We start from the raw sequence: 24,214 nt of genomic DNA on the forward strand, positions 1-24,214 counted from the left end.
ATTTTTGCCCCATGCGTTGCAAAAATTCGCGCACCTCCTCTTATTCCTCGCGCAGGATGATCGCCGCCTCGGGCTTGTGCTTGCGGATTTCCTCCTTGGTTAGCCCGTCCACCTCATGCGGGAACACCAGCCATTCATCGGTCTCATAGACATAGAAATCGGGCTTGATATCCACTTTCGACCGGCGCGGTTTGTAGTAAACCGTGGCGCTGCGGATCGTCTTGGGCGTGTTATGCCGACACCGCGCGGCCAGTTCCTTGAGGAACGCGGCAATCGAGCGCCCGCTGTCGAACACATCGTCGATCACCAAAAGCTTGTCGGTAGGCTCCAGCGTGTCGATCAGATAGCCCAGCGAATAGACCTGGACCTCGTCCTCCTGACGGTCGATGCCGGTATAGCTGGCCGTGCGCACCGCGATATGGTCGGTCACCACGCCGTGATATTCCAGCAGTTCCTGCACCGCGATGCCCACCGGCGCCCCCCCGCGCCAGATGCCCACGATATGGGTGGGGCGGAAATCGGAATCGAGGATTTTATTGGCAAGGCGAAAGGAGTCGGCAAGCAGGTCATTGGCCGAGAGGTAACGCTTTTCGATCATGGCAGAACGGCTCTTTTGATGTCGGATGGGGCGAGGTTAAACGCTTTACGCGCCCTTGAACAGGCTCGCGGGCAAAAGCGCGTAGGACCAAAGGGCAATTCGCCTATTGCCGATAATTGCGGCAAGTTGGCACCACACAAGCGGCCCGGCCAGAACCGGGCGCGGGATGAGGAGAAGATCATGCCTACTCTGGTTGTCAGCTATCCGGTCGGGAATGACACGCATTTTGACGCCGAATACTATGTGGAAACGCATATCCCGCTGGTCCGCACCTGCTGGACGCCCTATGGGCTGAGCAGCGCCGAGGTGCTCTTGCCGCAGGGCGATCAGCCGTGGCACGGGGCGGTGTTGCTGCGTTTTGAAAGCAGCGAGGCAATCGATGCGGCGCTGAACGGGATCGAGACGCCCAAGGTGATGGGTGATCTGCCCAAATTCACCAATATCGCGCCGGTGATCTACCGGGCGTTTTGATGGGCTGAGAGGGCCGGTGCCCCGCTCAATTCGGCCCCTCAATCAGGAAGCGCGGCCACAAACCGCTGCACCACCGTGGCGGCATTGCGCGCGGCAAGGCGGCCGAACACCCATGACTGGTTCGGCCCGCTGTCGCCGCCCGCAAGGTCGGAGAGCGAGCGGAAGCCGATGAAGGGCACCTGGTTGGCATAGGCGACATGGGCCGTGGCCGCCGTTTCCATGTCCAGCACCTGCGCCTTGAACTGGGCGAAGAGATATTCGCGATATTCGGCATTGTCGGCAAAGGCAGGGCCGGAAATGCCGTTGCCGCCCACGCTCACGCGGGGCTGATGGTCGAGGCAGCGCCCCGCCTCGGCCGAAACGCCGCGCGTCTGGGGGATGGGCTCGTTGGCGGGCAGGCAGCGTTCGAGCGCAAAGCCCCCCACCGATTTGCGCGCCAGCGCCAGCAGCGCGGGATCGGCCGGAAACCAGCGATGACGCTTGGCCGGTTGGGCCGCATTGCCCACGCGCACCGTGCGCGGGATCATCATGCCGTAATTGCTCAGATGGTCGGGGTCGTCATAGATGTCGGGGCTGATGAACTGATCGCCCTTTTTGCGGCCCAGCGCGACCTCCATATATTGCGCCCATTGGTCGGCCACCACCACATCGCCCACCGACAGCGCCGGGTCGATGCCGCCCGCGATGCCGGAAAAGACGATGCGCCGCGCGTTGAACCGGTCGATCACCAATTGCGTGTTCATCGCCGCATTGACCATCGAGACGCCCGATTGCAGCAAGACCACCGGGCGTCCGGCCATCTTGCCTGTCAGGATGGTCAGGCCGTTGATGTGATAGGCTTTGGGAGCTTTCACCGCGCCTTCCAACGCCACCCATTCCGGCTCGAAGGCAGTGATGATGACGGTGCGGGGGATAGCGTCCAGCTTGCCCGAAGCGACGGCGGCAGGCTTTGCCGCAACCGGGGCCGCCCCCAGTGCCGATGTTGCAAGGGCAAGAGCAAGCAGGCAGCGGCGGGCGATCATGGCAAACTCCATTGGAAACAGCGCCCAAGGTTGGGGCAGCGCGGCGCGGCCTGTCAACCGGGCCGAATTGCGGATGGGCCTGTTCAAACCGGGCGCGATGGCGCAAGGGTCTCGCCATGGAACTCGACATGCTGCTCACCCATTATTTCCACACGACTGATCTGGCCGATGTCGATCCCGACACGCTAGCGATGGGCTGCGAACAGCTCGCGCTCGATTTCGGGGTCGAGCAGGAGGGCGGGCGCAAATTCGCGCTCTGGGTGCTGCTCGACGCGATGGGCATGGCCCCGCCGCCCGCCGAGGCGTTCAAGGACCATCCTGAGCTGGTCGAACCGGCCTATGACTGGCAGCGCGCAACCTATCGGGCCGAGCGCGACCAGTCTTAACCGCCAGCCTTAATGCGCAGGGTTAACGCGGGGCGCAGGTGAAGCGGCCCGGATCACCGGCATATCGGGCAAAACCGGGATAGGGGCAGAGCGGCATCGTCTCGCTCCCGCTCCGGCGAAAGGCGTCGATGGCCTCGGGCGCCGCGCCCTTTTCCACCCAATCGACCACCGCGCCCAGCAGGTCGAATGTGTCAAACGCATTGCCCCCGCCGCAATGGCCCATGCCCGGCACCATATAGAACCGGCTGGCATCGGTGAAAGCCGAGCCATTGGCGGCGGCCGCGCGCTGCCAGTAATCCCATGTGTCGAAGGCCGAGAACCACGGGTCGGAAACCCCGTGATAGAATAGCACCTTGCCGCCATGGCCCAGAAAGCCCGACAGGTTGGTCCAGCGGTCGGTGTCGGTTAGCCCTTGCACGAAATCGGCGCGGATCGCTTCGATGCGGGCGTCGGGATCGAAGGTCAAGGCGCGGATCGGCGGGCCGAGCGGGCCAGGCATGCCGGTGGGCAGGAAGCCGGGGATGCCGCCCCCTGTGGCGATGATGCCCGTGTCATAGGGATAGGGCGAATAGAGCGCATGGCCCGCCTTGTCGCGCGGGGGCTGGAAGGCGCGTTCGAGCACCTCGGCCTGAAGCGGCGAGAGGCAATTCTGCGCCGCGCCGGGCGCGCAGACCAATGCGGCGGGGCGGAAATGACAGGCGGCTACATTAGCGATCATGCCATCCTTGCGCCCGTCCAGCGCGTCGCATTGGTTCAACAGGCCATCGAGGATGGTCTTGCGGTCGGCGGCGGAAAAGATCTGCGCGGGGATCGGCAGTCCGGCTTCATCGCGCGGGGCGGCCTGGTTGAAGGTGACGGCGGCATAGGTGGTGGCCAGATTGGAATTGCCGGTGCGCATCGCGGGCGCGCCAATCACCAGCCCGTCGAACAATTCGGGATAGCGCTGGGCCGCCAGCATCGTCTCGCGTCCGCCGGTCGAACAGCCCGCCATATAGGAGCGCGCGATCGGGCGGCGGTAATAGGCCCGCGTGATCGCCTTGCCCAGCAGCGCCACTTCGCGCACCGAGCTTTCGGCAAAATCGAGGGCGGCGCGTTGGTCGACCATGAAATCCCTGTCGAAAACCGCGCCCTTGTGGCCGCTGTCATGGCTGATGACGGCAAAACCGCGCGCCAGAGCGGGGATCTTGCCCGAGGCCGCCGCGCCGATGGGCGGGCGGATCGTGCCGTTCAGCCCGCCCCCGCCCTGCAGCAGAAAGCGCCCCTGCCAATTGGCGGGCAGGGCGATGGCAAAGCCGATGCCATAGGTAACGCCTTTGGACTGGCGCGCATTGATCGTGCCTTCGACCCGGCAATGGGCGGGCAAGGCAACCGGCGGCGCGCCCATTTCGCCCGGCACTGTGCCCGCCGGGACCATCCGCGCCGAGGTGATCGCCACGCCAGGGCCGAAATTCTCGCGCGCCATGGCCGCACAGGCGCCCGCCCCGGAGGCGGGAGGAGCCGCCATGGCCGGGGAGGCGGCCAGCAGCAGCGGCGTCAGCAACAGGCCGGAGCGCACGGAAAGCAGGGTCATCGGGGGCGGTCCTCTCAACGCAGGTTTTTAGCAACCTTTCGTTGTAAGGTATGACAATCCCGTCGCCCGCTGACAAGAATTTTCAGGCCCTGCCATCGCGGCGCGGGCGTTCAATGCAGCAAAGTGTCGGCCGGAATATCGAACTGCGCGCTGCCCGCCATTTGCCCCTGCGCGCCGTTGAGCGCGCCCGCCAGCGCGCCAAGACAGGCCAGCGTCAGACTGGCCCCGCCCGAGGTGGTTTCCGCAAAGCGATAGGGCAGCAGGACCGAGGCCAGCGGCGTGCCGTCGGCCCCGCGCGACAGGCAAAAACCGCTGTCCTCGCCCATCAGGATCATGGCCGCGCTTTCCATCGCGCCGACGGCCAGAACGGCCTCGATACGATCACGCGATGGCGGCATGAGGCCCTGCAGCAAAGGTGTTTCCGGCGCATGGTCGAGCAGATCGAGGAACAGGCGCAGCAGATGGATCTCCTGCCCGGCCTGCGCCTCTTTTATGGTCCGGGCCAGTTCGTCCAGCCGGTGAAACCAATCCGAGCGATCCATCGGGATACCATTGCGCGCGCCCATTTTATTCCTTTCGTTGGTGGGCGGTTTGTACACGATGGGTTTGCGGAGAAACTTGCGGCGACCCCCTGTATTTAGCGCTAGGCGGCATTAACCATGCGGGGGCCGAAAATTTTAACCCTTGCGCCGCGCCGCGATGCGTTCATCCACCCGCCGTTCCAGCATGGCCAGCGGCAGGATGCCGTCCTTGAGCACGTCATGAAACCAGCCCATGTCGAATTTCGGCCCCAGCGCCTTTTGCGCCTTTTCGCGCTGGGCCACCCAGACATTATGGCCGATCTTGTAGCTGCACGCCTGTCCGATCATACAGATATAGCGTTCGATTTCGCTCTGGCTGCGCCCGCGGACAAAGCCGGTGGTGTCCATCATATAGCGCGTGGCCTCTTCGCGGCTCCAGCGCTTGGTATGGATGCCGGTGTCGACCACCAGTCGCGTCGCGCGGAACAGCAGCGATTGCAGATAGCCCGCCTCGTCCAGCCCCGGCAGCGCGCCCAGTTCATAGGCCACCTGCTCGGCATAGAGCGCCCAGCCCTCGGCATAGGCCGAATTGAACGTGTTGCGCAGCAGGAGCGGCAGATTGCCCGCGCGCCGCACATAGGACAATTGCAGGTGATGGCCCGGCACGCCTTCGTGATAGGTCAGATCGGGCAGGCTGTATTTGGGCCAGTTGGCGGTGTCGCGCAGGTTGATCCAATAGATGGCCGGACGCGAGCCGTCGAAGGGCGCGCGATAGTAATAGCCGTTGGGCGCGCCATCCTGAATTTCGACCGGCACGCGGCGGATTTCCAGCGGATCGTTGGGCGGATCGTTAAAGGCCGCGCCCAGCTTTTGCTGCATCGCCGCCACGCTCTGGTTAAGGCTGGCCAGCAGCGCGGCGCGGCCCTCGTCCGTATTGGGATAAAGCTGATCGGGGCGGGTGTTGAGCGCGGCCAGACGCGCGCCGATGGTCCCCTGCGTCATGCCAATGGCGCGCAGCACCTTGTCCAGCCGGGCCGAAAGGTCGGCCACCTGCGCAAGGCCGATCTTGTGGATTTCCTCGGGCGTGAAGTTCGTGGTGGTCGCCTCGGCCAGAGCGGCGGCATAGATCGCCTCGCCATCCTTGACGCGCCAGATGCCGTCGCCCGCCGGGGTCTGTGCTTTCAGGCTTTCGACAAAGGCGATCTGGCGGTCGAGCGCGAGATAGACCTTGGCCGCGACGATGGCGGCGGCGCGGGTCTGCCAATCGCCGGCAATCCCCGCCTTGGCCGCGCGGCGCGCCAGCGAGGTGGCCATGCCGCTTTCCTCAGGCTTTGCCGCGCGCAGGCCCCGCAATTGGCCCAGTGTCAGATCCAGCGACCAGCCCGGCGCGATCAGCCCGCGCGCGATGCGTGATTTCTGCTTCTCGCTGTCCTGATCAATGGCCCGGTCAAACGCATCGAGTCGCGCCAGATAGGCTTCGGCATCCTCTTTCGTGGCGACCGGATGCTGGCTGTCGAGGAAATCGGGCACTTCGAAATAGGCCCCGTCGGCCTGCGAGAGGACATAGGGGTTCTCGACATTCTCGATGCCGAATTTGGCCGAGGCAATCGCGCGATCCTCATACCACAGCGCCAGTTCGCGCTGCTGCGCCGCCGTGGGCGACAAGGTGGCCGGGTTGATCGCCCGCAGCGCTGCGGCAGCGCCCCGGCGATGGGCCACATAGCGCTCGAAACCGGCCTGGCTGCGGTCGTTGAGCAGGGATTTGAGCGGGGCGCGTTCGCCTTTGTCCAGCCCGATCGAGGTGGCATCCTGCGGCGACAGTTCGAGGCGCTCGTAAAAGATCCGGTCGGTCAGCGCGACGAAAGCGGCGTCACCCTGTCCGGCGCCATCCCCGGCAGCGCGCGCGGTGATGGGCAGGGCGGCCGCCAGAGCGGCACCGGCGCCCGAGGAGAGGAATGCGCGTCTTTTCATATCTGTCGCCCCATGCAAAACCTGTGACGGGCGGTTGTGTATCAGCATGCGCGTAATTGACAAAGATGAAAGTAAGGCGCGGTCCGGGCAAAGGAAGGCCCGCCGGATCGCTCCGGCGGGCCTCAAGTCAACTCCTCCCCAGGAGTCTAAACGAAACTTGTGTCTGTTGTTCTTATCGGCGCGTCACGCTGCCCAGCCGGTGATACAGGTTCGAGAACTTGGCGGTTCCCGGTGCATCCTCATGGGCGCGCAGATAGAACAGTACCGCTTCCTGCAAGAGCCGGAAGTCCTCGGTCGAGAGGACGGCGCGGGCGCGGGCGGGTTCGCGAACTTGGGTCGTCATCGTCTTTCTCCTCATGCAAGAAGGGTTGGTAATCAAAAAGTAGGGCGGCCCCGGCCTACTGAGGCCGCCCCTGCGGAGTTTTACGCCGCGAACTGGTTCCCCTGCGGCTTTATGCCGCGAACTGGTTCCCCTGCGACTTTATGCCGCGAACTGGTTCATCGTGTTGTGGACACCACCGGCCTTGAGCGCGGCTTCGCCCGAGAAATATTCCTTGTGATCATCGCCAATGTCGCTGCCCGACATGTTCTGGTGCTTGACGCAGGCGATGCCCTGACGAATTTCCTGACGCTGCACGCCCTTGACGTAACCCAGCATACCGGCCTCGCCGAAGTATTCCTTCGCCAGATTGTCGGTGCTGAGCGCCGCCGTGTGATAGGTGGGCAGGGTGATCAGGTGGTGGAAAATCCCGGCCTGCGCCGCCGCGTCACGCTGGAAGGTGCGGATGCGCTCGTCGGCTTCGATGGCCAGTTCGGTGGCGTCATAATCGACGCTCATCAAACGGGCGCGGTCATAGGCCGACACATCCTTGCCCGCTTCGACCCAGGCGTCGAACACCTGCTGGCGGAAGTTCAGCGTCCAGTTGAACGAGGGGCTGTTGTTATACACCAGCTTGGCATTCGGGATCACTTCGCGGATACGGCTGACCATGCCGCCGATCTGGCCGATATGCGGCTTTTCGGTTTCGATCCACAGCAGGTCCGCGCCGTTCTGAAGCGAGGTGATGCAGTCGAGAACGCAGCGGTCTTCCCCGGTGCCAGTGCGGAACTGGAACAGGTTGGAGGGCAGGCGCTTGGGACGCATCAGCTTGCCGTCGCGGGTGATCAGCACGTCGCCGTGGGTGATCTGATCGGCGGTCACTTCATCGCAGTCGAGGAAGCTGTTGTACTGATCGCCGATGTCGCCCTTTTCGCGGACATAGGCAATCTGCTTGGTCAGCCCCGCGCCCAGCGAGTCCGTGCGGGCCACGATCACACCATCGTCAACGCCCAGTTCGAGGAAGGCGTAACGCACCGCGCGGATCTTCGCGAGGAAGTCTTCGTGCGGAACGGTGACCTTGCCGTCCTGGTGGCCGCACTGCTTTTCATCCGAAACCTGATTTTCGATCTGGATGCAGCAGGCGCCCGCCTCGATGAACTTCTTGGCCAGCAGATAGGTGGCTTCGGCATTGCCGAAACCGGCGTCAATGTCGGCGATGATCGGCACGATATGCGTCTGGAACTCGTCGATCTTGTGCAGGAGACGATGGGTATTGACCGCATCGCCGGCCGCTTTCGCCGCGTCCAGTTCCCGGAACAGGCCGCCCAGCTCACGGGCGTCGGCCTGACGCAGGAAGGTGTAAAGTTCCTCGATCAGATCCGACACGCTGGTCTTTTCATGCATCGACTGATCGGGCAGCGGGCCAAACTCGCTGCGCAGCGCCGCAACCATCCAGCCCGAAAGATAGAGGTAGCGGCCCTTGGTGCTGCCGAAATGCTTCTTGATCGAAATGAGCTTCTGCTGACCGATGAAGCCGTGCCAGCAGCCCAGCGACTGGGTGTAATTGGCAGGGTCGGCGTCATAGGCGGCCATGTCCTGACGCATGATCTTGGCGGTATAGCGCGCAATATCAAGGCCGGTGCGGAAACGGTTCTGCAGGCGCATGCGGGCCACATTGGCCGCGTCGATGCCGTTCCATGTGTCGGTGTTAGGACCAATGGCCGTGTTGGCTTCGGCGATGGTGGACTGGTACGTCATGGCTTCAACTCCCGCTGGGTGTAACGCGCCCATCAATTGCCGGGCATCTGCGTTGTTGAAGCCTGTTTATGCCGGGGCCGGGCCGAAGAAAATTCACGGCGAAGTGCGGCTGTAAAACTTTACATCTTTTGTCTGTAAAGTTGTATAGACATGACAAGACAGCCATGAGAGGATGCCGCCATGTCCGGACCGAAACCCTTGTATATGGGGCCGCGCCTCAAACGCCTGCGCCGCGAACTGGGGCTGACGCAGCAGGCGATGGCGGCCGATCTTGAAATCTCGCCCTCCTACGTCGCCCTGCTCGAACGCAACCAGCGGCCCTTTACCGCCGATCTCGTGCTGCGCCTAGCACGCGCCTATCGACTCGATCTCGACGATCTGGGCGGGGATGAGGGCGCCGATTATGGCCGCCGATTGCAGGACGTCCTGCGCGATCCGATTTTTGCCGATATTGACCTGCCCGCGTTGGAGGTTGCCGATCTGGCCACCTCCTTCCCCGGCATTTCCGAGGCTCTGCTGCGGCTCCACGGCGCTTATACGCGCGAACAGGCCGCGCTGGCCGACCTCTCGGCGGGCGGGGGCAGCCAGACGCCTGACCCCGTGGCCGAGGCTCGGCGCTTTATCTCGGCCCGCCGCAACTGGTTCCCCTCGCTCGATGCGCGCGCCGAGGGCATCGCCGCCCTCGTGGCCGAAGCGGGCGATCCCAAAGCGTACCTTGCCCAGCGCCACGGCATCCGTACCCGCAGCCTGCCCGACCATGTGATGATGGGCGCGATCCGCCGCTTTGACCGGCATAATCAGCAATTGCTGCTGGTCGATACGCTCTCGGCCAATACTGCGCGGTTTCAGGCGGCGCTGCAAATCGCCTATCAGGAATGCCGGGGCGACATCAACGTCCTGACCCGTGAGGGCGGGTTCGCCAGCCAGACCACATCGAACCTCGTCCGCCGCGCGTTGGCGGGCTATGTCGCGGCGGCCATTCTGATGCCCTATGACGCCTTCGCCCGCGCGGTCGAGGAGCGGCGCTATGACATCGAGGCCGTCGCCCGCCTGTTCGGCACCAGTTTTGAACAGACCGCCCACCGCATGACCACGCTGCACAAGCCCAATGCGGAAAAGGTGCCCTTCTTCTTCCTGCGCCTCGATGCGGCGGGGAATATCTCGAAACGGCTCGACGGCGCGGGTTTCCCCTTTGCCTCGCACGGCGGGGGGTGCCCGCTCTGGAATGTCCATGATTGCTTCGCCTCGCCGGGCCGGGTCCACACCCAATGGCTCGAACTGCCCGATGGTCAGCGCTTCTTCTCCATCGCCCGCACCGTCGAATCGGGCGGCGGCGGATACCGCCAGCCCCGGATCCTGCGCGCCGTTGCCCTTGCCTGCGCCGCCGAGCATGCGCCTCGCCTGATCTATGCTGAAGGGGCCGATCCGCGCCGCGTCGAGGCTGCGCCCATCGGGGTGTCCTGCCGCTTGTGCCATCGCCCGGATTGTGCGGCGCGGGCCTTGCCGCCGATCGGGCGTGAGGTGATGGCCGAGGATTATCGGCGGGGGGCGGCGCCGTTTGGGTTGGCGGAGAGTTAGGGATTTATGCCTCCGGCGGGCAAAGGGACTCGTCCCTTTGCAATCCCATAAATGGGGGTGGGTTTGAGAGGGTGGGAGGTTTTTAAAGCCTGCGGCGCGGAGAGCCTGCGTTAAAGGCGCCGCAGGCTTTAAAATTCAAACGATGCGTCCGACACCGGGCGTCGAACCCATGGCGCAACGCAGACAGTAACGGGAGCGCAAGGGTCTAGACCCTCGCATCTAAAACCCCCTCAATCCCTGGCCCACTCCGCCCCCGCCAGCCTCGCCGCCAGAAACTCGATCAACGCCACCACCCGCGCAGGCCGCAGCGCGCCGGGTGGCGTCACCAGATGGAGCGCGATATCGGGAATGCGCCACTCTGGCAGCACCTCGACCAGCGCCCCGCTGGCCAGATATTCCCAGACCATGAAGTCGGGCTGGAGCGCCATGCCTTTGCCCGCCAGCAGCGCGGGGGTGAGGGCATCGGCATTGTTGGCGGACAAGCACCCTTCGACGGTGACGATATAGTCGCCTTGTGAAACATGCGAAAACCGCCAGACGCCGGGCGCGGCAAGGTTGGAGTAGAGCAGCGCGGGCAGGGCGGCCAGATCGCGCGGGTGGCCCGGCGCGCCGTGTTCCGCCAGAAAGCCGGGGCTGGCCACCAGCGGGCGGCGCACCTTGCACAGGCGGCGCGCGCGCAGCGAGCTGTCCTCCAGCCCCGCGATGCGCAGCACCACATCATGCCCGCCCCCCACCACATCGACCAGCGCGTCGGACAGGTCGAGATCGACGTGAACCTGCGGGTAGGCCGCCATGAAATCGGGCAGGATGGGCGCGACATGGCGCAGGCCGAAACTCATCGGCACGGCGAGGCGCACCGTGCCGCGCGGGGTGAGCCCTTGCGCGCTGGCTTCGGCCTCGGCCGCTTCGCCATCGGACAGGATGCGGCGCGCGCGGTCCAGCACGCCCTTGCCGCTCTCGGTCAGCGCAAGGCGGCGCGAGGTGCGATGCAGCAGCGGTACGCCAAGGCGCATTTCCAGCCGCGTCAGTGCCTTGGATACGGTGGGCTTGGACAGGCCCAAGGCTTGGGCCGCCCCGGCAAACGATCCATGCTCGACCACCTTGGCAAAGATCGCCCATGCCTCAAGATCGGGCAAGCTCATTGGTAAAATCCTTTCACCGATGCTTTTCCATCATTGCCATTTCTTTGCGCCGCGCAATCCCTATCTTGGCCCCAACAGCCGCGTATCCATACAGCGGCGCACTGGAGAAAGCCGATGATCGAACTTCGCCCCTTTGCCGGCCTTGGCCATGCCAATCATGGCTGGCTGGACGCCAATCACCATTTTTCCTTTGCCGATTATTACAACCCCGCCCGTATGCAGTGGGGCCCTCTGCGCGTGTGGAATGATGACACGATCGCCCCCAAGTCGGGCTTTCCGCCGCATCCGCATCGCGACATGGAAATCATCACCTATGTCCGTACCGGGGCGATCACGCACAAGGACAGCCTGGGCAACACCGGCCGCACCGCAGCGGGCGACGTTCAGGTGATGAGCGCGGGCGAAGGCATCACCCATGCCGAATATAACCTTGAGGACGAGGTGACCACGCTGTTCCAGATCTGGATCCAGCCCACGACGCGCGGCGGCGCGCCAAGCTGGGGCGCCAAGCAATTCCCGCGCGGCGAACGCGCCGGGCAGATGGTCGTGCTGGCCAGCGGTTATGGCGATGATGCCGATGCCTTGCCGATCCGCACCGAAGGGCGCGTTCTGGGCGCGACGATCCGCGCGGGCGAGAGCGTGGACTACCCGCTGGGCGCACAGCGCAAGGGTTATCTGGTCTCGGCCACGGGCCGGATCGAGGTCAATGGCATCGCCGCCCAGCCGCGCGATGGTGTGGCCATTGCCGATGAGGAAAATCTGCGTATCACCGCCCTGGATGATGCCGAAATCGTGCTGGTCGAAACCGCATAAAGCGCCCGGAAAGAAGGAGAGGTCCCATGACTGATTTTGCCGTCAACAGCCCCGTCGAGATGATGATCGTGCCCCCCCTGCGCGATCTGGGTGATGGGTTCAATGTGCGCCGCGCCTTGCCCAATGCGGGGCGGCGGATGGTGGGGCCTTTCATCTTTCTGGATCAGATGGGGCCGGTGGCCTTTACCCCCGGTCAGGCATTGGACGTGCGCCCCCATCCGCATATCGGCCTTGCCACGCTGACCTATCTGCTGGACGGGGCGATCATGCACAAGGACTCGCTGGGCAGCGAGCAGGTGATCGAGCCGGGCGCGGTCAATTGGATGACGGCGGGGCAGGGTATCGTCCATTCCGAGCGCACCCCGGAAGGGCTGCGCGGTCAGCAGGGCGGGCTGTTCGGCCTCCAGACCTGGCTGGCGCTGCCCACGCAATATGAGGAAACCGCGCCCGAATTCTTCCACTATGGCGCGAGCGGCATGCCGCGCGATGGCGACAAGGGTTTCCATCTCTCGGTGATTGCCGGGCAGATCGACGGGCTGGTCTCGCCGGTCAAAACCTATTCCGATGTGCTGTGCGGCGATCTGGTGCTCTCGCCGGGCGGGCGCTATCGCCTTGCCGCTGATCATGTCGAGCGCGCCGCCTATGTCGTGAACGGCGAGGTTGGCGTCGAGGGGCAGGAGGGCAGCTTTGCCACCAGCCAGCTCATCATCTTCAAGCCCGGCGCCGAGGTGGTGATCTCCAGCGCGAACGGCGCCCGCATTTTCCTGATCGGGGGCGAGCCTTTTGCCGAAAAACGCTATGTTTACTGGAATTTCGTCTCCAGCCGCGCCGACCGCATCGAACAGGCCAAGCAGGACTGGCGCGAGGGCCGCTTTGGCCCGGTGCCCGGCGATGATGAGTTCATCCCCCTGCCCGAGGATGTGCCCGGCGTGAAGCTCAAGTGAGGATCGCCAGTTTCAATACATTTGACGACATTCGAAGACTTGACTTTACCATGGCCAAAAGCGACCCCTAAAGCTGGTCGGGGGCGGCTCTTGCGCTGTGCCCGAAAGAGATCGGGAGAATTTATGCGCAAGATTTCGATGATGATTGGTGCGCTCGCGCTGGGCGTGGCTGTGGCGGCTCAGGCGGCATCGCCCGCCCAGATGATCGAGGCGCGCCAGAAGTCGCTCAAGGAAATGGGCAAGGCGATGAAGGGCGCGGGCGACTCGTTCAAGTCGGGCAACCCCGATGCCGCCGTCATCAAGGCCAGCGCGGCCACCGTGGCCGGTTATGCCGACAAGCTGGGCACCTGGTTCCCCAAGGGCACCGGCGCGGAAGCGGGCGTGAAGACCGCCGCCAAGGCCGAAATCTGGAGCGATCAGGCTGGCTTCAAGAAGGCCGCTGCTGATTTCTCGGCCGCCGCCAAGGGTTTCAAGACCGCCGCTGATTCGGGCGATCTGGCCGCGGCCGGCAAGGCGATGGGCGCGCTGGGCGGCACCTGCAAGGGTTGCCACGAAAAGTTCAAGAACAAGGACTGATCGGTCCTTTTGTATTGAAATTCTGGAGCGCCCGGCCAAAGTCGGGCGCTCTTTTTGATTGGGGGGTCCGATATGGATCAGAACAAGTCGCGCACCATCCGGCTATGGGATCTGCCGGTGCGCCTGTTTCACTGGAGCGTGGTGCTGCTCGTGCCTGCGATGTGGGCCACGTATAAGACCGGCAAGATGGACCTGCATATCAAGTTGGGGCTGGCGCTGGTGTTCATCGTGGGCTTTCGCATCCTCTGGGGCTTTCTGGGCAGCGAACCTGCGCGTTTCACCAGTTTCGTGAAGGGGCCGGGCGCGATCCGGGCCTATCTGCGCAGCGGGCGAGGGGCCGATGGCGGCCCGGTGATCGGCCATAATCCGCTGGGCGCGCTTTCGGTGCTGGGCCTGCTGGGGCTGATGGCGGCGCAGGTCACGCTGGGCCTGTTCGCCACCGACACCGACGCCACCTATTCGGGGCCGCTCAATTACTGGGTGGGGTCCGATCTGGCCGAGACGCTGACCGAATTGCACGAGGTCGGGTTCAACCTGATCGTGCTGATGGTGATCGTCCATCTGGGCGCGATCATCTATTACGCCGTGGCCAAGAAGGAGCGGCTGGTGCCCCCGATGGTGACGGGCAAGAAGACCTATGAAGAACCCGTGGCCCAGCCCAAGGGCGCGCCGCTGTGGCGTCTTGCCGTGGCGCTGGCGCTGGCCGGGGGCTTGACCTGGTGGGTCTATCATGGCGGCCATTTCGTGCCTCCGCCGCCCCCGGCTTACGATATTTCCTATTAAGGGCACGGATCCGGGTACAGGTTGTACACCTCGTTGATCGCCGTCAGCGCTTCCTCCGGGATGGGGGTGAGGCTGGCGGCGATGTCGATCTTGAGCTGTTCGACGCTGGTGGCCCCGATGATCGAGCTGGTGACAAACGGACGGCTGTAAACAAAGCCCAGCGCCAGTTGCTCGGGTGACAGGCCGAAAGCCTGCGCCACGGCAATATAGCGCGCGGCTGCCTGCTGCTGGTTGATGGTGAAATAGCGGGTGAACTGCTTGGCCACATCGACGCGCGAACCCTTGGGCACCACGCCGCCCAGATATTTGCCCGACAGATGTCCGGCGGCCAGCGGCGAGTAGGCCAGCAGGCCCACCCCTTCGCGCAGGGCAAATTCCGACAGGCCCATTTCGAACACACGGTTCAGAAGGTTATACGCATTCTGGATCGAAGCCACGCGCGGCAGGCCCTTGTCGCGGTGCAGGCGCAGCGCCTCGGACACGCCCCAGGGCGTCTCGTTCGACACGCCAAAGGCGCGGATCTTGCCCGCCTTGACCAGATCCTTCAGCGCCGAAATGCTTTCCTCCAACGGCGCGGCATCGGCGCGGTCATTCAGCGATTGCAGCCCGCGCCCGCCAAACATCGGCACGCCCCGGTCGGGCCAGTGCAGTTGATAGAGATCGAGATAATCGGTCTGAAGCCGCCGCAGGCTGTCGTCGATGGCCAGTTCGATATTGCGCCGGTCAAGGCTGTTGTTGCCGCCGCGCAGGGGGAAATGGCGCGCCGGGCCGGACACTTTGCTGGCCAGCACGATTTTGTCGCGGCGGCCAGATTGGGCGATCCATGCGCCGATCATCTCCTCGGTCCGGCCAAAGGTTTCGGGGCTGACCGGGGTGACGGGATACATTTCGGCGGTGTCGATGAAATTGATGCCGTGATCCAGCGCGACCTCGATCTGCTCATGGGCCTCGGCCTGCGTATTCTGCGAACCGAAGGTCATGGTGCCAAGGCAGACGGCGCTGACCGAGAGGCCAGTGGTGCCAAGCGGGCGATAATCCATGCGGGGATGATTCCTGATTGGGGGGAAGGAGATAGGAAGCCCCAAGATAGGAAGCAAATCCCGGTTCATCCAGAGGGATAAAGCGGGATTTGTGCGCCGACAAGAAAACTCTACTGGATTAGTTGTCATTGAGGATTAATCAGAACCGGTCCATGGCTTGAGCGCCAGAAGATCCGGCGCGGCGGAGCGGCGCCAACAAGAGGAAAGGCAAGACCGATGAAGGCCGATTCGATTCTCGCAACCATTGGCGGCACGCCCCATGTGCGCCTTTCGCGCCTGTTTCCCGATCACGAGGTCTGGGTAAAGAGCGAGCGCGGCAACCCCGGCGGTTCGATCAAGGACCGCATCGCGCTGGCCATGATCGAGGCGGCCGAAGCGGATGGCACCCTTTCGCCCGGCGGCACGATCATCGAACCCACCAGCGGCAATACCGGGATCGGCCTTGCGCTGGTTGCGGCGGTTAAGGGGTACAAGCTGATCCTGGTCATGCCCGAAAGCATGAGCATCGAGCGCCGCCGCCTGATGCTGGCCTATGGCGCGTCCTTCGATCTGACCCCGCGCGAAAAGGGCATGAAGGGCGCGATCGAGCGCGCCAAGGAACTGGCAGCCAATATCCCCGGTGCATGGATCCCGCAGCAGTTTGAAAATGGCGCCAACCCCGCCGTTCACGCCCGCACCACCGCGCAGGAAATCCTGGCCGATTTCGCCGATACGCCGATTGACGTGGTGATCACCGGCGTCGGCACCGGGGGCCATCTGACCGGTGTTGCCGAAGCGCTGAAACCCGTCTGGCCGGGGCTGAAGGCTTATGCGGTCGAGCCCACTCTCTCGCCCGTCATCAGCGGCGGACAGCCTGCGCCCCACCCGATTCAGGGCATTGGCGCCGGCTTTATTCCGGCCAACCTGCACACGGCCAGCATCGACGGCGTGATTCAGGTGGATCCGGCCGATGCCAAGGAATGGGCGCGCCGCTCGGCCCGCGAGGAAGGCATTCTGGTGGGCATTTCCAGCGGCGCCACGCTGGCCGCCATCGCGCAGAAGCTGAAGGAACTGCCCGCGGGCAGCCGCGTCCTTGGCTTCAACTATGACACCGGCGAGCGCTATCTCTCGGTGCCGGACTTCCTGCCCGAACCCTAAGGCCAAGATGAAGAAAGCCCTTATCATCCGCCACGTCCCCTATGAGGGCGTGGCGGGCTATCGCGCCCCGATCGAGGCGGCGGGATATGAAGTGGATCGCATCGATGTGGCCGATCCCGCCTTCTCCTCGCTGGACCTGCGTGAGCCTGACCTGCTGATCATGATGGGCGGCCCTATGGGTGTCTATGAGCAGGAACGGCACCCGTGGATCCGCTGCCAGATGCGCCGCCTTGCCATGCGGCTGGAGGCGGATCGGCCAACGCTGGGCGTATGCTTTGGTGCGCAGATGATGGCCGCGGCGCTGGGGGCCGAGGTCTATCCCGGCCCGCGCAAGGAAGTGGGCTTCCACCCCGTCCACGTCCACGCCAAGGACAGCCCGCTGCGCCATATCGAAGGCGTTCCGGTGCTGCACTGGCATGGCGACACCTTCACTCGCCCCGAAGGCGTCGAACTGCTGGCCGCCAGCCATGTCTATGACCATCAGGCATTTCGTCGCGGGCGCAACATTCTCGCTCTGCAATTCCATGCCGAAATGGGCATGGACCCGCGCTTTGATGCTTGGATCGCGCAATGGCCCGAAAGCGTGGTCGAGGCGGGCGGGACCGAGGCCGATCTGCGCGCGGCCCATGCCGAGCTGGGGCCTAAGGCCGTGGCAGCCGGGCGGGCGATGATTGCGGAGTGGTTGGCGGGGGTGGGGTAAGGTTTGTGGGTTTTATGGTTTTATGCCTCCGGCGGGCAAAGGGCGGGGGCCCTTTGCAATCCCGTTAATGGGGTGGTGGGAGGTCGGCGGCGTTGGGTGGGATTGTTTAAGCCTGCGGCGCGGATAGGTAGCGCTGGAATGCGCCGCAGGCTTTAAAATCCAAACAGCGCGTCCGACACCCTTTCGCCGAACCCATTACGCAACGCAGACAGTATCGGGAGCGCGAGGGTCTAGACCCTCGCATTTCTCCTGTCTCCTCCCCATCTAAACCGCACCATCAAGGAGTCCGCCCCATGATTGTCGGCACTGTCAAAGAGATCAAAAACCACGAATACCGCGTTGGCCTGACCCCGGAGAGCGTTTACGAGCTGACCGCCCATGGCCACACAGTGCTGGTCGAGGTGGGCGCGGGCCTTGGTATTGGCGCCAGTGATGCCGATTACGCGGCGTCCGGCGCGCAAATTGTCCCCACCGCTGCCGAAATATTTTCCCGCGCCGATATGGTGGTCAAGGTCAAGGAGCCGCAGGCGGTCGAGCGGGCCATGCTGCGCGAGGGGCAGGTGCTCTTCACCTATCTTCATCTGGCCCCCGATCCGGCGCAGACCGCTGATCTTGTCCAATCGCGCGCGGTCTGCATCGCCTATGAAACCGTGACGGACGCGCAGGGCGGCCTGCCCTTGCTCAAGCCCATGTCGCAGGTGGCCGGGCGTATGGCGGTGCAGGCCGGGGCCACGGCGCTGGAAAAGGCGCATGGCGGGCGCGGGGTTTTGCTGGGCGGGGTTCCGGGGGTGGCGCCCGCGCGGGTGGTGGTGCTCGGCGGCGGCGTGGTGGGGTTCAACGCGGCGGAAATGGCGGTCGGCCTTTGCGCCGATGTGACGATCCTTGACCGCAGTCCCTCGGTGCTCGAGCGGCTCTCGACTCATTTCGGCGCGCGGGCCAAAACGCTGTATTCCAGCCGGGCCAATCTGGCCGCCGCCGTGGCGGGGGCGGATCTGGTGATCGGGGCGGTGCTGATCCCCGGCGCGGCGGCGCCCAAGCTGGTGACGCGTGCGATGCTCTCCACCATGCAGCCGGGCGCGGTGCTGGTCGATGTGGCCATCGATCAGGGCGGCTGTTTTGAAACCAGCCATGCCACCACCCATGCCGACCCGACCTATATCGTCGATGGCATCGTTCATTATGCCGTGGCCAATATGCCCGGCGCCGTGGCGCGCACCAGCACCTATGCGCTGAACAATGCGACCCTGCCCCATACGCTGGCGATGGCCAATCTGGGCTGGCGCGAGGCGCTGCGCCGCGATCCCCATCTGCGCCATGGGCTGAACGTGTGGGATGGGCATATCACCTATGCCGCCGTGGCCGAGGCGCTGGGCTATGCCGCCGTGGCGCCCGAGGCCGCGCTGGGGTGAGGCGCGGGCGTTAGCCATTCCTTGGCATTCTGCGCCTAAACCGGGGCGCAAATTCAGGGGAATCATGGCCGATGTCTTTTTTGCCGCCGCGTGCCTTCGAAACTTTTGCCGCCAATTATCCCGAAGTGCCGCATGTGATGGAGCATAATCTTTGCGACCATCCCTTGATGGAGCTGGAATCGCTGGCCCGGCTGATCGAGCGGCTGCCGGCCGGGAATGTTGAATATGCCTATGCCAAACAGCCCATCGGCATCACCGGCAAGCCCTCCGTGCCCTCGATCAGCGCCGCCGATGCGGTGCGCCAGATCGACAGCGCGGGCTGCTGGGTGGCGATCAAGCATCTGGAGGAGGATGACGCCTATCGCGCGCTGCTGCTCGATGTGATCGGCGAGCTGGAAGGGGCGATTCTCCCCAAGACCGGCAAGGTCTATCACCCGCAGGGCTTCGTCTTCGTCTCATCGCCCGATGCGGTCACGCCCTATCACTTTGACCCGGAACACAATATCCTGATGCAGATCCGGGGCAGCAAGGTCATGACCCAGTTTCCCGCCGCTGAGGAAGCCTATAGTCCCGCGCGCGTGCATGAGGTTTATCACACCGGCGGCGGGCGCGAATTGAAATGGAGCGATGACCTTTTGCCCGGCGGCCGCGATTTCGCGCTGGCGCCGGGTCAGGGTCTGATGGTCCCTGTGATGGCGCCGCATTTCGTGAAGAACGGGCCGGAGGTCTCCGTTTCGCTCTCGATCACCTGGCGCTCGCAATGGTCCTATGACGAGGCCGCCGCCCATGCCTTCAACGGCGTGCTGCGCGGTCTTGGGCTGAACCCGCGCCGCCCCGGCCGCTGGCCCGAGCAGAACAAGGCCAAGGCGCTGGGCTGGCGCGCGATCAGGAAACTGGGGCTGAAATAGGCGAGGCCCCCAAGGCCCGGAACGCATCGCGCGCCAGCGGCGCCAGCCCATAAAGCGTACCCCCCAGCATCAGCAGGCTGTCGATCAGCCCGTTGGAATAGGCCCCGCCCAGCGGCGACATCACCAGCACCGTGACGATCAGCAGCGGCAGGCGCCGGTCGCCGCGGCGAGGGGGATTGCGCTCAAGATCGGCCACCAGCAGCGCGAGGACCGCGACAAAGGCCACGATGTGGTAATAGGAATAGACCGGCACGAACATCGCAGGCAGCGCCGTCAGCAGAAACACCAGCACCGGCAGGGTAATCCGCCGCGCCCATGCGCCCCAGATCGCCAGCAGGAGCGCCGCGCTGCCGCATAATTCCAGCGCCTGCGCCAGTGTTTCGTTATAGCGCGGGCGCACATCCATCAGCATCAGCACGCCCTTCGCCCACAGAAACAGCGAGGCGTTCCATTCATCGCCCATGTCCGAGACAATATAGCGGTAATGATAGATCCGCAGACCCCGCCGCACATTGTCCAGCGTATAGAGCGGATAAAGCGCATGGGCGATGGGAAAGGCGATCGCGGCCAGCGCCACGCTCATCGCGCCCGGAATCGCCATGCGGCAAAACCGCGCCCGGAGCGAGCCCGAGCCGAGCAACTCGATCAGCACCAGCAGCGCCGGTTCGGGCCGCAGATTGACCGAAAGCGCCAGCATCACCCAGCCCGCCCAGCGGCCTCGCCCCGACACGGCCGTGGCCAGCCAGCCCAGCGTGAGCAGGCCCGAATAGCCCCCCGCCAGATTGCCGCGCGAGAGCATCCAGAGCACCGGATAGCAGGCCAGCGCGGCAAATAGGATGAACCAGCCGCATTGGCGCGACACCCCGAAATGCGCCCGCGCCATCCGCGCCACGCCCCATCCTCCGATCAGATAGGCCCCCCAGAACACCGCCATTGCCACCAGCGGATTGGTGGCCGCGATCAGATGGGCGCAGGAAAGATAAAGCACACTGGCAAAGGGCGGCAGGTGGAGGTTGGTCACATCGGCCTGATCGTCGGGCAGGGACAGGTTGTGCGCCGACAGGTCATAGGGATTGTCCAGCAGATAGAGCCGGAAAATATAGGGCCAGTGGTTGAGATAGGCCTTGCTGGCCAGCGTTTCGGTGAAAATATGGCTGTAGGACAGCGCCACCTTGATGAAATCGGCATAGCGGTCATTGGCGGGAAAGAACATCGAATCTCGGTCGCCGCTGAAGGCCGCAAAGATATCATCGCCCAGCCCGCGCACCGCCAGAATGCCGACCATGACCAGCAACAGCCGACCGGGCCGATACAGGCCATGGTCAAGGATCGCACTTTCCATCCGACCATAGAGGTGGCGCAACCAGCGCAGCATGGGGCATCTCCTGAAGCAGGCCTGCGGGGCAGGGCTTTTCAGGGCGGTAGGCCGGGCCGTTTGCCCGGATATTTCTTCCATATTTCACGAGGGCGGGTTTTGTTCCCTCACCTCGATCACGCGCCCGTCCAGCATGGAGACGCGAATGTCGGCCAGATCGGCAATGCCCATGTCATGCGTCACGCAGACCACCGCGCGCCCCTGTTCATGGGCCAGCGCGCGGAACAGTTCGACCACGCGGGCCGAATTGACGCTGTCCAGATTGCCGGTCGGTTCATCGCCCAGCACAAGGCGCGGATTGTTGGCCAGGGCGCGGGCGATGGCCACGCGCTGTCTTTCGCCGCCCGAGAGCTTTTCGGGCAATTTCCACCCCTTTTCCGCGAGGCCCACATCGGCCAGCAGGCTGGTCGCCCGCGCCTCGACCTCGCGCGCCGAGAGGCGGCCGAGGCGGCGCAGCGGAAGCATGACATTTTCCAGCGCGGTAAATTCGGGCAGCAGGAAATGGAACTGAAACACGAAACCGAAATGTTCGAGCCGGATCGCCGCGCGCTCATCCCCCGACATCTGCGCCAGATCGCGCCCGTCAAACAGCAATTGCCCCCCCGTCGGCCGGTCGATCAGGCCCAGCAGATAGAGCAGCGAGGATTTGCCGCAGCCCGAAGGCCCGACAATCGCGGTAAAGCGCCCCGGCATCACCGCCAGATCCGCGTCCGCCACCAGCACGGGCGGCGGATCGCCGTCCAGCTCGCGCCGCAGATGGCGCGCGACAAGAACCGGCTCTGGCAGAACCGGAGCGACCATTAGACCGCCCCCCGCAGAATATCGACCGGATCGACCCGCGAGGCCTTGCGTGCGGGCAGCCACGCCGCCAGCACGCCCGCCGCCAGCGAGGCCGCCGCCGCAATCGCATATTGGCGCGGCGAACGGTCGAGCGGCATGTGCTGGATCTCGCCCCCGATGGGAAATTCAAGGCTGCCCAGAATGGTCATCAGGCCAAAGCCAAGCGCCCAGCCCAGCAAAATCCCGATCACCGCCAGCGCCATACCCTCCAGCACAAAGACCATCTGCAGATCGCCCTGCGAAAAGCCCATCGAGCGCAGGATGGCAATGTCGCGCCGCTTGTCGGCCACGCTGTTCGATACGGCGGTGTAGATGCCGAAACTCGCCACCAGCAGGATGGCCGAAACCACCGTATACATGATGACATTGCGCGTCAGCAGCAAGGACAGGAAATCGGCGCTGCGCTCCTGCCAGCTCTGCGCCTTATAGCGATAGCGCGCCTCCAGCCCCGCCGCGACTGTCTCGGCGGCATAGGGATCGCTCAGTTTCACCCCGATCCGGTTGATGATGAAGGGCCGCCCCAGCAGGCTCTGCGCCTCACGCAGCAGCATGTAGCCTGAGGAGGAGCCAAGCTGGCTGTTGCCCTTTTTGACCAGCGCAACGATGCGCAGCGACCGCGTGGTGCCGTTGGCGGCGGTGGCGGGCACGATATCGCCCATGCCCCGCCCCAGCCTTTGCGCCAGCTCCTCGCCGAGGATAACCCCGCCCTGCACCCGTTCCAGATCGTCCAGATGCCCGGCGCGCAATTTGTCGCTGATCGAACTGACCCTGGCCTCCAGCCCCGGCTCGATGCCGACAATGGCCAGCGGCTCGTCCCGCCCGCCCAGCCGCAGCGTGACCGCGCCCGACAGGCTGGGCGAACCGATCGCGCCGGGGATGGCATTGACGCTGGCCAGAATCCGCTGCCAGTCCTTCAATCCGCGCACCTCATTGCGGATGCGATAGCCGTGAAGCTGGACCGCGCCGCCGGGATAGGCGGCAATGCCGGGCTGGGGCGGGGGGCTGCGCAATTCGTCGGAGATGATGATGTGGGGCGCGACATCGATCAATTGCCGCACGAAATCATTCTGGCTGCCCACCATCAGCGCGGACACGGCCAGAAAAAAACCCACCCCCACCGCGACCCCGCTGGTGGCCACCAGCGTTTGCCGCCGCCGCACGATCAGATGGCGCGAGGCAATATGGACCAGCAGGGAAAAGCGCGCCAGCATCAGGGCTGCGCCGGACGCAGGCGCTGCCCCTCCGCCAGATCGGCGGGCGGGTTGAGGATGACCGTTTCACCGCTGCGCAATCCGCTGGTAATCTCGACCTTGCTGGTGCCGTCGGCGCCCTTGGTGATCGTGCGCGACGCCGCGCGGCCCTGCGCCACCACCCAGACATGCCGCCCATCGCCCACCAGCGCCGAGGCAGGCACCAGCACGGCGGCCTTGCGCTCGCTGGTGATGATATTGACCTCCAGCGTCAGCCCCATCGGCAGCGGCGCGTCCGTATCGGGCAACAGGCGCACGCGAAAGGCGCGCACCGTGGGATCGCCGCCGGGTGTCACCTCGGAGACATGCGCCGGGATCGCGCCGGGCAGCGCATCGGAGGACATCAGCGCCTTTTGCCCCACGGCCACGCGGGTGATGTCGCGCTCGTCCACCGTGGCGGTGATGCGGATGCGCGATGGATCGCCCAGTTGAAACAAGACCTTGGTCGGTGTCGCCAGATCGCCGGGATAGACGTCGCGCTTGGTCACGATGCCGTCCGAATTGGCGCGCACCACCAGTTGGTCGAGCCGCGCGCGGGCGGTCGCGCTGGCCGCGCGGGCGGCGTCGGCGGCGGTGGTGGCATTGTCGCGCGCCGCCGCCGTCACCCATCCATCGCGGAACAGGGCAAGATTGCGCCGCTCGATCACCTCGGCGGCGCGCTGCTGGGCGCGGGCCTGATCGAGCAGGCCATGCTGTTCATCATCGGCAAGCAGCACCAGCGCCTGACCGCGTTTCACCGCCACGCCTTCATCCACCAGCACTCGTGCCACAGGGGCGGTGATGCGCGAGGAGACGGAAACGGGCTGCTGAGCCTCGACATAGCCGGTGGCATAGACCTGCTGTGAGGCCGGGCCGAGCTGCGCCTGCGCCACCTGCACGCTCAACGGCCGGTCGCGCCAGGCCCAGACACCCGCCGCGCCCGCCGCCAGCACCAGCCCCAAGCCTATGACGTAACGCGCCTTTACCACCCGTTCTGCCTCCTGTCGGCCTTGTGCGGGGCCTTTTGCGCATCAGGGGTGCCTGCGTCTTTGCCAAGTGTCAATTTCGCGCTCCTCCGCCCGGCGGAATCTTATCCTTATTATCCTTAAGTCCTATATCGAGCG

General features: G+C 64.6%; 24 protein-coding genes. 11 read left to right on the forward strand and 13 right to left on the reverse strand.

Annotation, left to right across the window (positions count from 1 at the left end):
• Window positions 1-40 precede the first annotated feature (40 nt).
• Entirely contained in the window at window positions 41-598 is a 558-nt protein-coding gene (locus BGP00_RS21030) for a phosphoribosyltransferase family protein (RefSeq protein ID WP_292688753.1), read from the reverse strand.
• Between the two features lie 180 nt (window positions 599-778).
• On the opposite strand from BGP00_RS21030, the gene BGP00_RS21035 reads away from it, so the two are divergent.
• On the forward strand, window positions 779-1,069 hold the full coding sequence (locus BGP00_RS21035; RefSeq protein WP_292688755.1) for an EthD family reductase: 291 nt from the start codon (window positions 779-781) through the stop codon (window positions 1,067-1,069).
• A gap of 38 nt (window positions 1,070-1,107) precedes the next feature.
• On the opposite strand, the gene BGP00_RS21040 is transcribed toward BGP00_RS21035, so the two are convergent.
• Window positions 1,108-2,091: a 5'-methylthioadenosine/S-adenosylhomocysteine nucleosidase gene (locus BGP00_RS21040; RefSeq protein WP_292688757.1), complete on the reverse strand. Its 984-nt coding sequence runs from the start codon at window positions 2,089-2,091 to the stop codon at window positions 1,108-1,110.
• 116 nt (window positions 2,092-2,207) lie between these two features.
• Here BGP00_RS21040 and BGP00_RS21045 point away from each other — a divergent pair, with 116 nt between their 5' ends.
• Window positions 2,208-2,477, forward strand: a complete 270-nt coding sequence (locus BGP00_RS21045) for a hypothetical protein (RefSeq protein WP_210428538.1) — start codon at window positions 2,208-2,210, stop codon at window positions 2,475-2,477.
• A 22-nt stretch (window positions 2,478-2,499) separates the two neighbouring features.
• On the opposite strand, the gene BGP00_RS21050 is transcribed toward BGP00_RS21045, so the two are convergent.
• From BGP00_RS21050 to BGP00_RS21070, 5 genes are all read right to left on the reverse strand, one after another.
• Window positions 2,500-4,047, reverse strand: coding sequence for a tannase/feruloyl esterase family alpha/beta hydrolase (locus BGP00_RS21050; protein WP_292688760.1), 1,548 nt, complete (start codon window positions 4,045-4,047; stop codon window positions 2,500-2,502).
• A gap of 110 nt (window positions 4,048-4,157) precedes the next feature.
• A complete protein-coding gene (locus tag BGP00_RS21055; protein WP_292688762.1) occupies window positions 4,158-4,613 on the reverse strand; it encodes a hypothetical protein in 456 nt (151 codons plus the stop codon).
• Between the two features lie 111 nt (window positions 4,614-4,724).
• Window positions 4,725-6,539, reverse strand: coding sequence for a DUF885 family protein (locus BGP00_RS21060; RefSeq protein WP_292688764.1), 1,815 nt, complete (start codon window positions 6,537-6,539; stop codon window positions 4,725-4,727).
• Between the two features lie 172 nt (window positions 6,540-6,711).
• Window positions 6,712-6,882 carry a hypothetical protein gene (locus BGP00_RS21065; RefSeq protein WP_168604178.1) on the reverse strand — a complete coding sequence of 57 codons (171 nt, stop codon included), beginning with the start codon at window positions 6,880-6,882 and terminating at the stop codon, window positions 6,712-6,714.
• A gap of 138 nt (window positions 6,883-7,020) precedes the next feature.
• On the reverse strand, window positions 7,021-8,616 hold the full coding sequence (locus tag BGP00_RS21070) for an isocitrate lyase (protein ID WP_292688766.1): 1,596 nt from the start codon (window positions 8,614-8,616) through the stop codon (window positions 7,021-7,023).
• Window positions 8,617-8,796: 180 nt separating this feature from the next.
• On the opposite strand from BGP00_RS21070, the gene BGP00_RS21075 reads away from it, so the two are divergent.
• Window positions 8,797-10,194 (forward strand): short-chain fatty acyl-CoA regulator family protein, encoded by a 1,398-nt coding sequence (locus BGP00_RS21075; RefSeq protein ID WP_292688768.1) that lies wholly within the window; start codon window positions 8,797-8,799, stop codon window positions 10,192-10,194.
• A gap of 230 nt (window positions 10,195-10,424) precedes the next feature.
• Here the strand turns inward: BGP00_RS21075 and BGP00_RS21080 are convergent, their stop codons facing one another.
• On the reverse strand, window positions 10,425-11,336 hold the full coding sequence (locus BGP00_RS21080) for a LysR family transcriptional regulator (RefSeq protein WP_292688770.1): 912 nt from the start codon (window positions 11,334-11,336) through the stop codon (window positions 10,425-10,427).
• 114 nt (window positions 11,337-11,450) lie between these two features.
• Here BGP00_RS21080 and BGP00_RS21085 point away from each other — a divergent pair, with 114 nt between their 5' ends.
• The 4 genes from BGP00_RS21085 to BGP00_RS21100 all read left to right on the forward strand — a co-directional run bounded on the left by BGP00_RS21085 (window position 11,451) and on the right by BGP00_RS21100 (window position 14,452).
• Window positions 11,451-12,149 (forward strand): pirin family protein, encoded by a 699-nt coding sequence (locus tag BGP00_RS21085; protein WP_168604182.1) that lies wholly within the window; start codon window positions 11,451-11,453, stop codon window positions 12,147-12,149.
• Between the two features lie 26 nt (window positions 12,150-12,175).
• Window positions 12,176-13,093 carry a pirin family protein gene (locus BGP00_RS21090; protein ID WP_292688773.1) on the forward strand — a complete coding sequence of 306 codons (918 nt, stop codon included), beginning with the start codon at window positions 12,176-12,178 and terminating at the stop codon, window positions 13,091-13,093.
• 123 nt (window positions 13,094-13,216) lie between these two features.
• On the forward strand, window positions 13,217-13,669 hold the full coding sequence (locus tag BGP00_RS21095) for a cytochrome c (RefSeq protein WP_292688775.1): 453 nt from the start codon (window positions 13,217-13,219) through the stop codon (window positions 13,667-13,669).
• A 72-nt stretch (window positions 13,670-13,741) separates the two neighbouring features.
• Complete coding sequence (locus BGP00_RS21100; protein ID WP_292688777.1) at window positions 13,742-14,452, forward strand: cytochrome b/b6 domain-containing protein; 711 nt, start codon at window positions 13,742-13,744, stop codon at window positions 14,450-14,452.
• On the opposite strand, the gene BGP00_RS21105 is transcribed toward BGP00_RS21100, so the two are convergent.
• A complete protein-coding gene (locus tag BGP00_RS21105) occupies window positions 14,449-15,492 on the reverse strand; it encodes an aldo/keto reductase (protein ID WP_292688779.1) in 1,044 nt (347 codons plus the stop codon). The genes BGP00_RS21100 and BGP00_RS21105 overlap by 4 nt on opposite strands.
• A 216-nt stretch (window positions 15,493-15,708) precedes the next feature.
• Here BGP00_RS21105 and cysK point away from each other — a divergent pair, with 216 nt between their 5' ends.
• The 4 genes from cysK to BGP00_RS21125 all read left to right on the forward strand — a co-directional run bounded on the left by cysK (window position 15,709) and on the right by BGP00_RS21125 (window position 19,646).
• Window positions 15,709-16,629 carry a cysteine synthase A gene (gene cysK / locus BGP00_RS21110; protein ID WP_292688781.1) on the forward strand — a complete coding sequence of 307 codons (921 nt, stop codon included), beginning with the start codon at window positions 15,709-15,711 and terminating at the stop codon, window positions 16,627-16,629.
• Window positions 16,630-16,636: 7 nt separating this feature from the next.
• A complete protein-coding gene (locus BGP00_RS21115; RefSeq protein WP_292688783.1) occupies window positions 16,637-17,329 on the forward strand; it encodes a glutamine amidotransferase in 693 nt (230 codons plus the stop codon).
• Window positions 17,330-17,622: 293 nt separating this feature from the next.
• Window positions 17,623-18,738, forward strand: coding sequence for an alanine dehydrogenase (gene ald, locus BGP00_RS21120; RefSeq protein ID WP_292688785.1), 1,116 nt, complete (start codon window positions 17,623-17,625; stop codon window positions 18,736-18,738).
• 71 nt (window positions 18,739-18,809) lie between these two features.
• A complete protein-coding gene (locus BGP00_RS21125; RefSeq protein ID WP_292688787.1) occupies window positions 18,810-19,646 on the forward strand; it encodes a transcriptional regulator in 837 nt (278 codons plus the stop codon).
• Here the strand turns inward: BGP00_RS21125 and BGP00_RS21130 are convergent.
• The 4 genes from BGP00_RS21130 to BGP00_RS21145 all read right to left on the reverse strand — a co-directional run bounded on the left by BGP00_RS21130 (window position 19,624) and on the right by BGP00_RS21145 (window position 24,079).
• Window positions 19,624-21,021, reverse strand: coding sequence for a hypothetical protein (locus tag BGP00_RS21130; RefSeq protein WP_292688789.1), 1,398 nt, complete (start codon window positions 21,019-21,021; stop codon window positions 19,624-19,626). The two genes, BGP00_RS21125 and BGP00_RS21130, sit on opposite strands and share 23 nt — an antisense overlap.
• A gap of 84 nt (window positions 21,022-21,105) precedes the next feature.
• Entirely contained in the window at window positions 21,106-21,822 is a 717-nt protein-coding gene (locus BGP00_RS21135) for an ABC transporter ATP-binding protein (protein ID WP_292688790.1), read from the reverse strand.
• Window positions 21,822-23,072 (reverse strand): ABC transporter permease, encoded by a 1,251-nt coding sequence (locus tag BGP00_RS21140; protein WP_292688792.1) that lies wholly within the window; start codon window positions 23,070-23,072, stop codon window positions 21,822-21,824. Before BGP00_RS21140 ends, BGP00_RS21135 begins: the two co-directional genes overlap by 1 nt.
• Window positions 23,072-24,079, reverse strand: coding sequence for an efflux RND transporter periplasmic adaptor subunit (locus BGP00_RS21145; protein WP_292688794.1), 1,008 nt, complete (start codon window positions 24,077-24,079; stop codon window positions 23,072-23,074). Before BGP00_RS21145 ends, BGP00_RS21140 begins: the two co-directional genes overlap by 1 nt.
• Window positions 24,080-24,214 lie beyond the last annotated feature (135 nt).

The organism is Novosphingobium sp. 63-713, from assembly GCF_001898925.1.
In the GTDB taxonomy this organism is placed as follows: Bacteria; Pseudomonadota; Alphaproteobacteria; order Sphingomonadales; family Sphingomonadaceae; genus Novosphingobium.

Coding starts and splice junctions, on each gene's coding strand:
- BGP00_RS21065 (WP_168604178.1), bottom strand. CDS start 6,882: ATGACGACCCAAGTTCGCGAACCCGCCCGCGCCCGCGCCGTCCTCTCG.
- ald (WP_292688785.1), top strand. CDS start 17,623: ATGATTGTCGGCACTGTCAAAGAGATCAAAAACCACGAATACCGCGTT.
- BGP00_RS21085 (WP_168604182.1), top strand. CDS start 11,451: ATGATCGAACTTCGCCCCTTTGCCGGCCTTGGCCATGCCAATCATGGC.
- BGP00_RS21045 (WP_210428538.1), top strand. CDS start 2,208: ATGGAACTCGACATGCTGCTCACCCATTATTTCCACACGACTGATCTG.
- BGP00_RS21060 (WP_292688764.1), bottom strand. CDS start 6,539: ATGAAAAGACGCGCATTCCTCTCCTCGGGCGCCGGTGCCGCTCTGGCG.
- BGP00_RS21040 (WP_292688757.1), bottom strand. CDS start 2,091: ATGATCGCCCGCCGCTGCCTGCTTGCTCTTGCCCTTGCAACATCGGCA.
- BGP00_RS21130 (WP_292688789.1), bottom strand. CDS start 21,021: ATGCTGCGCTGGTTGCGCCACCTCTATGGTCGGATGGAAAGTGCGATC.
- BGP00_RS21115 (WP_292688783.1), top strand. CDS start 16,637: ATGAAGAAAGCCCTTATCATCCGCCACGTCCCCTATGAGGGCGTGGCG.
- BGP00_RS21095 (WP_292688775.1), top strand. CDS start 13,217: ATGCGCAAGATTTCGATGATGATTGGTGCGCTCGCGCTGGGCGTGGCT.
- BGP00_RS21125 (WP_292688787.1), top strand. CDS start 18,810: ATGTCTTTTTTGCCGCCGCGTGCCTTCGAAACTTTTGCCGCCAATTAT.
- BGP00_RS21080 (WP_292688770.1), bottom strand. CDS start 11,336: ATGAGCTTGCCCGATCTTGAGGCATGGGCGATCTTTGCCAAGGTGGTC.
- BGP00_RS21100 (WP_292688777.1), top strand. CDS start 13,742: ATGGATCAGAACAAGTCGCGCACCATCCGGCTATGGGATCTGCCGGTG.
- BGP00_RS21105 (WP_292688779.1), bottom strand. CDS start 15,492: ATGGATTATCGCCCGCTTGGCACCACTGGCCTCTCGGTCAGCGCCGTC.
- BGP00_RS21030 (WP_292688753.1), bottom strand. CDS start 598: ATGATCGAAAAGCGTTACCTCTCGGCCAATGACCTGCTTGCCGACTCC.
- BGP00_RS21050 (WP_292688760.1), bottom strand. CDS start 4,047: ATGACCCTGCTTTCCGTGCGCTCCGGCCTGTTGCTGACGCCGCTGCTG.
- BGP00_RS21135 (WP_292688790.1), bottom strand. CDS start 21,822: ATGGTCGCTCCGGTTCTGCCAGAGCCGGTTCTTGTCGCGCGCCATCTG.
- BGP00_RS21055 (WP_292688762.1), bottom strand. CDS start 4,613: ATGGGCGCGCGCAATGGTATCCCGATGGATCGCTCGGATTGGTTTCAC.
- BGP00_RS21070 (WP_292688766.1), bottom strand. CDS start 8,616: ATGACGTACCAGTCCACCATCGCCGAAGCCAACACGGCCATTGGTCCT.
- BGP00_RS21140 (WP_292688792.1), bottom strand. CDS start 23,072: ATGCTGGCGCGCTTTTCCCTGCTGGTCCATATTGCCTCGCGCCATCTG.
- cysK (WP_292688781.1), top strand. CDS start 15,709: ATGAAGGCCGATTCGATTCTCGCAACCATTGGCGGCACGCCCCATGTG.
- BGP00_RS21075 (WP_292688768.1), top strand. CDS start 8,797: ATGTCCGGACCGAAACCCTTGTATATGGGGCCGCGCCTCAAACGCCTG.
- BGP00_RS21090 (WP_292688773.1), top strand. CDS start 12,176: ATGACTGATTTTGCCGTCAACAGCCCCGTCGAGATGATGATCGTGCCC.
- BGP00_RS21035 (WP_292688755.1), top strand. CDS start 779: ATGCCTACTCTGGTTGTCAGCTATCCGGTCGGGAATGACACGCATTTT.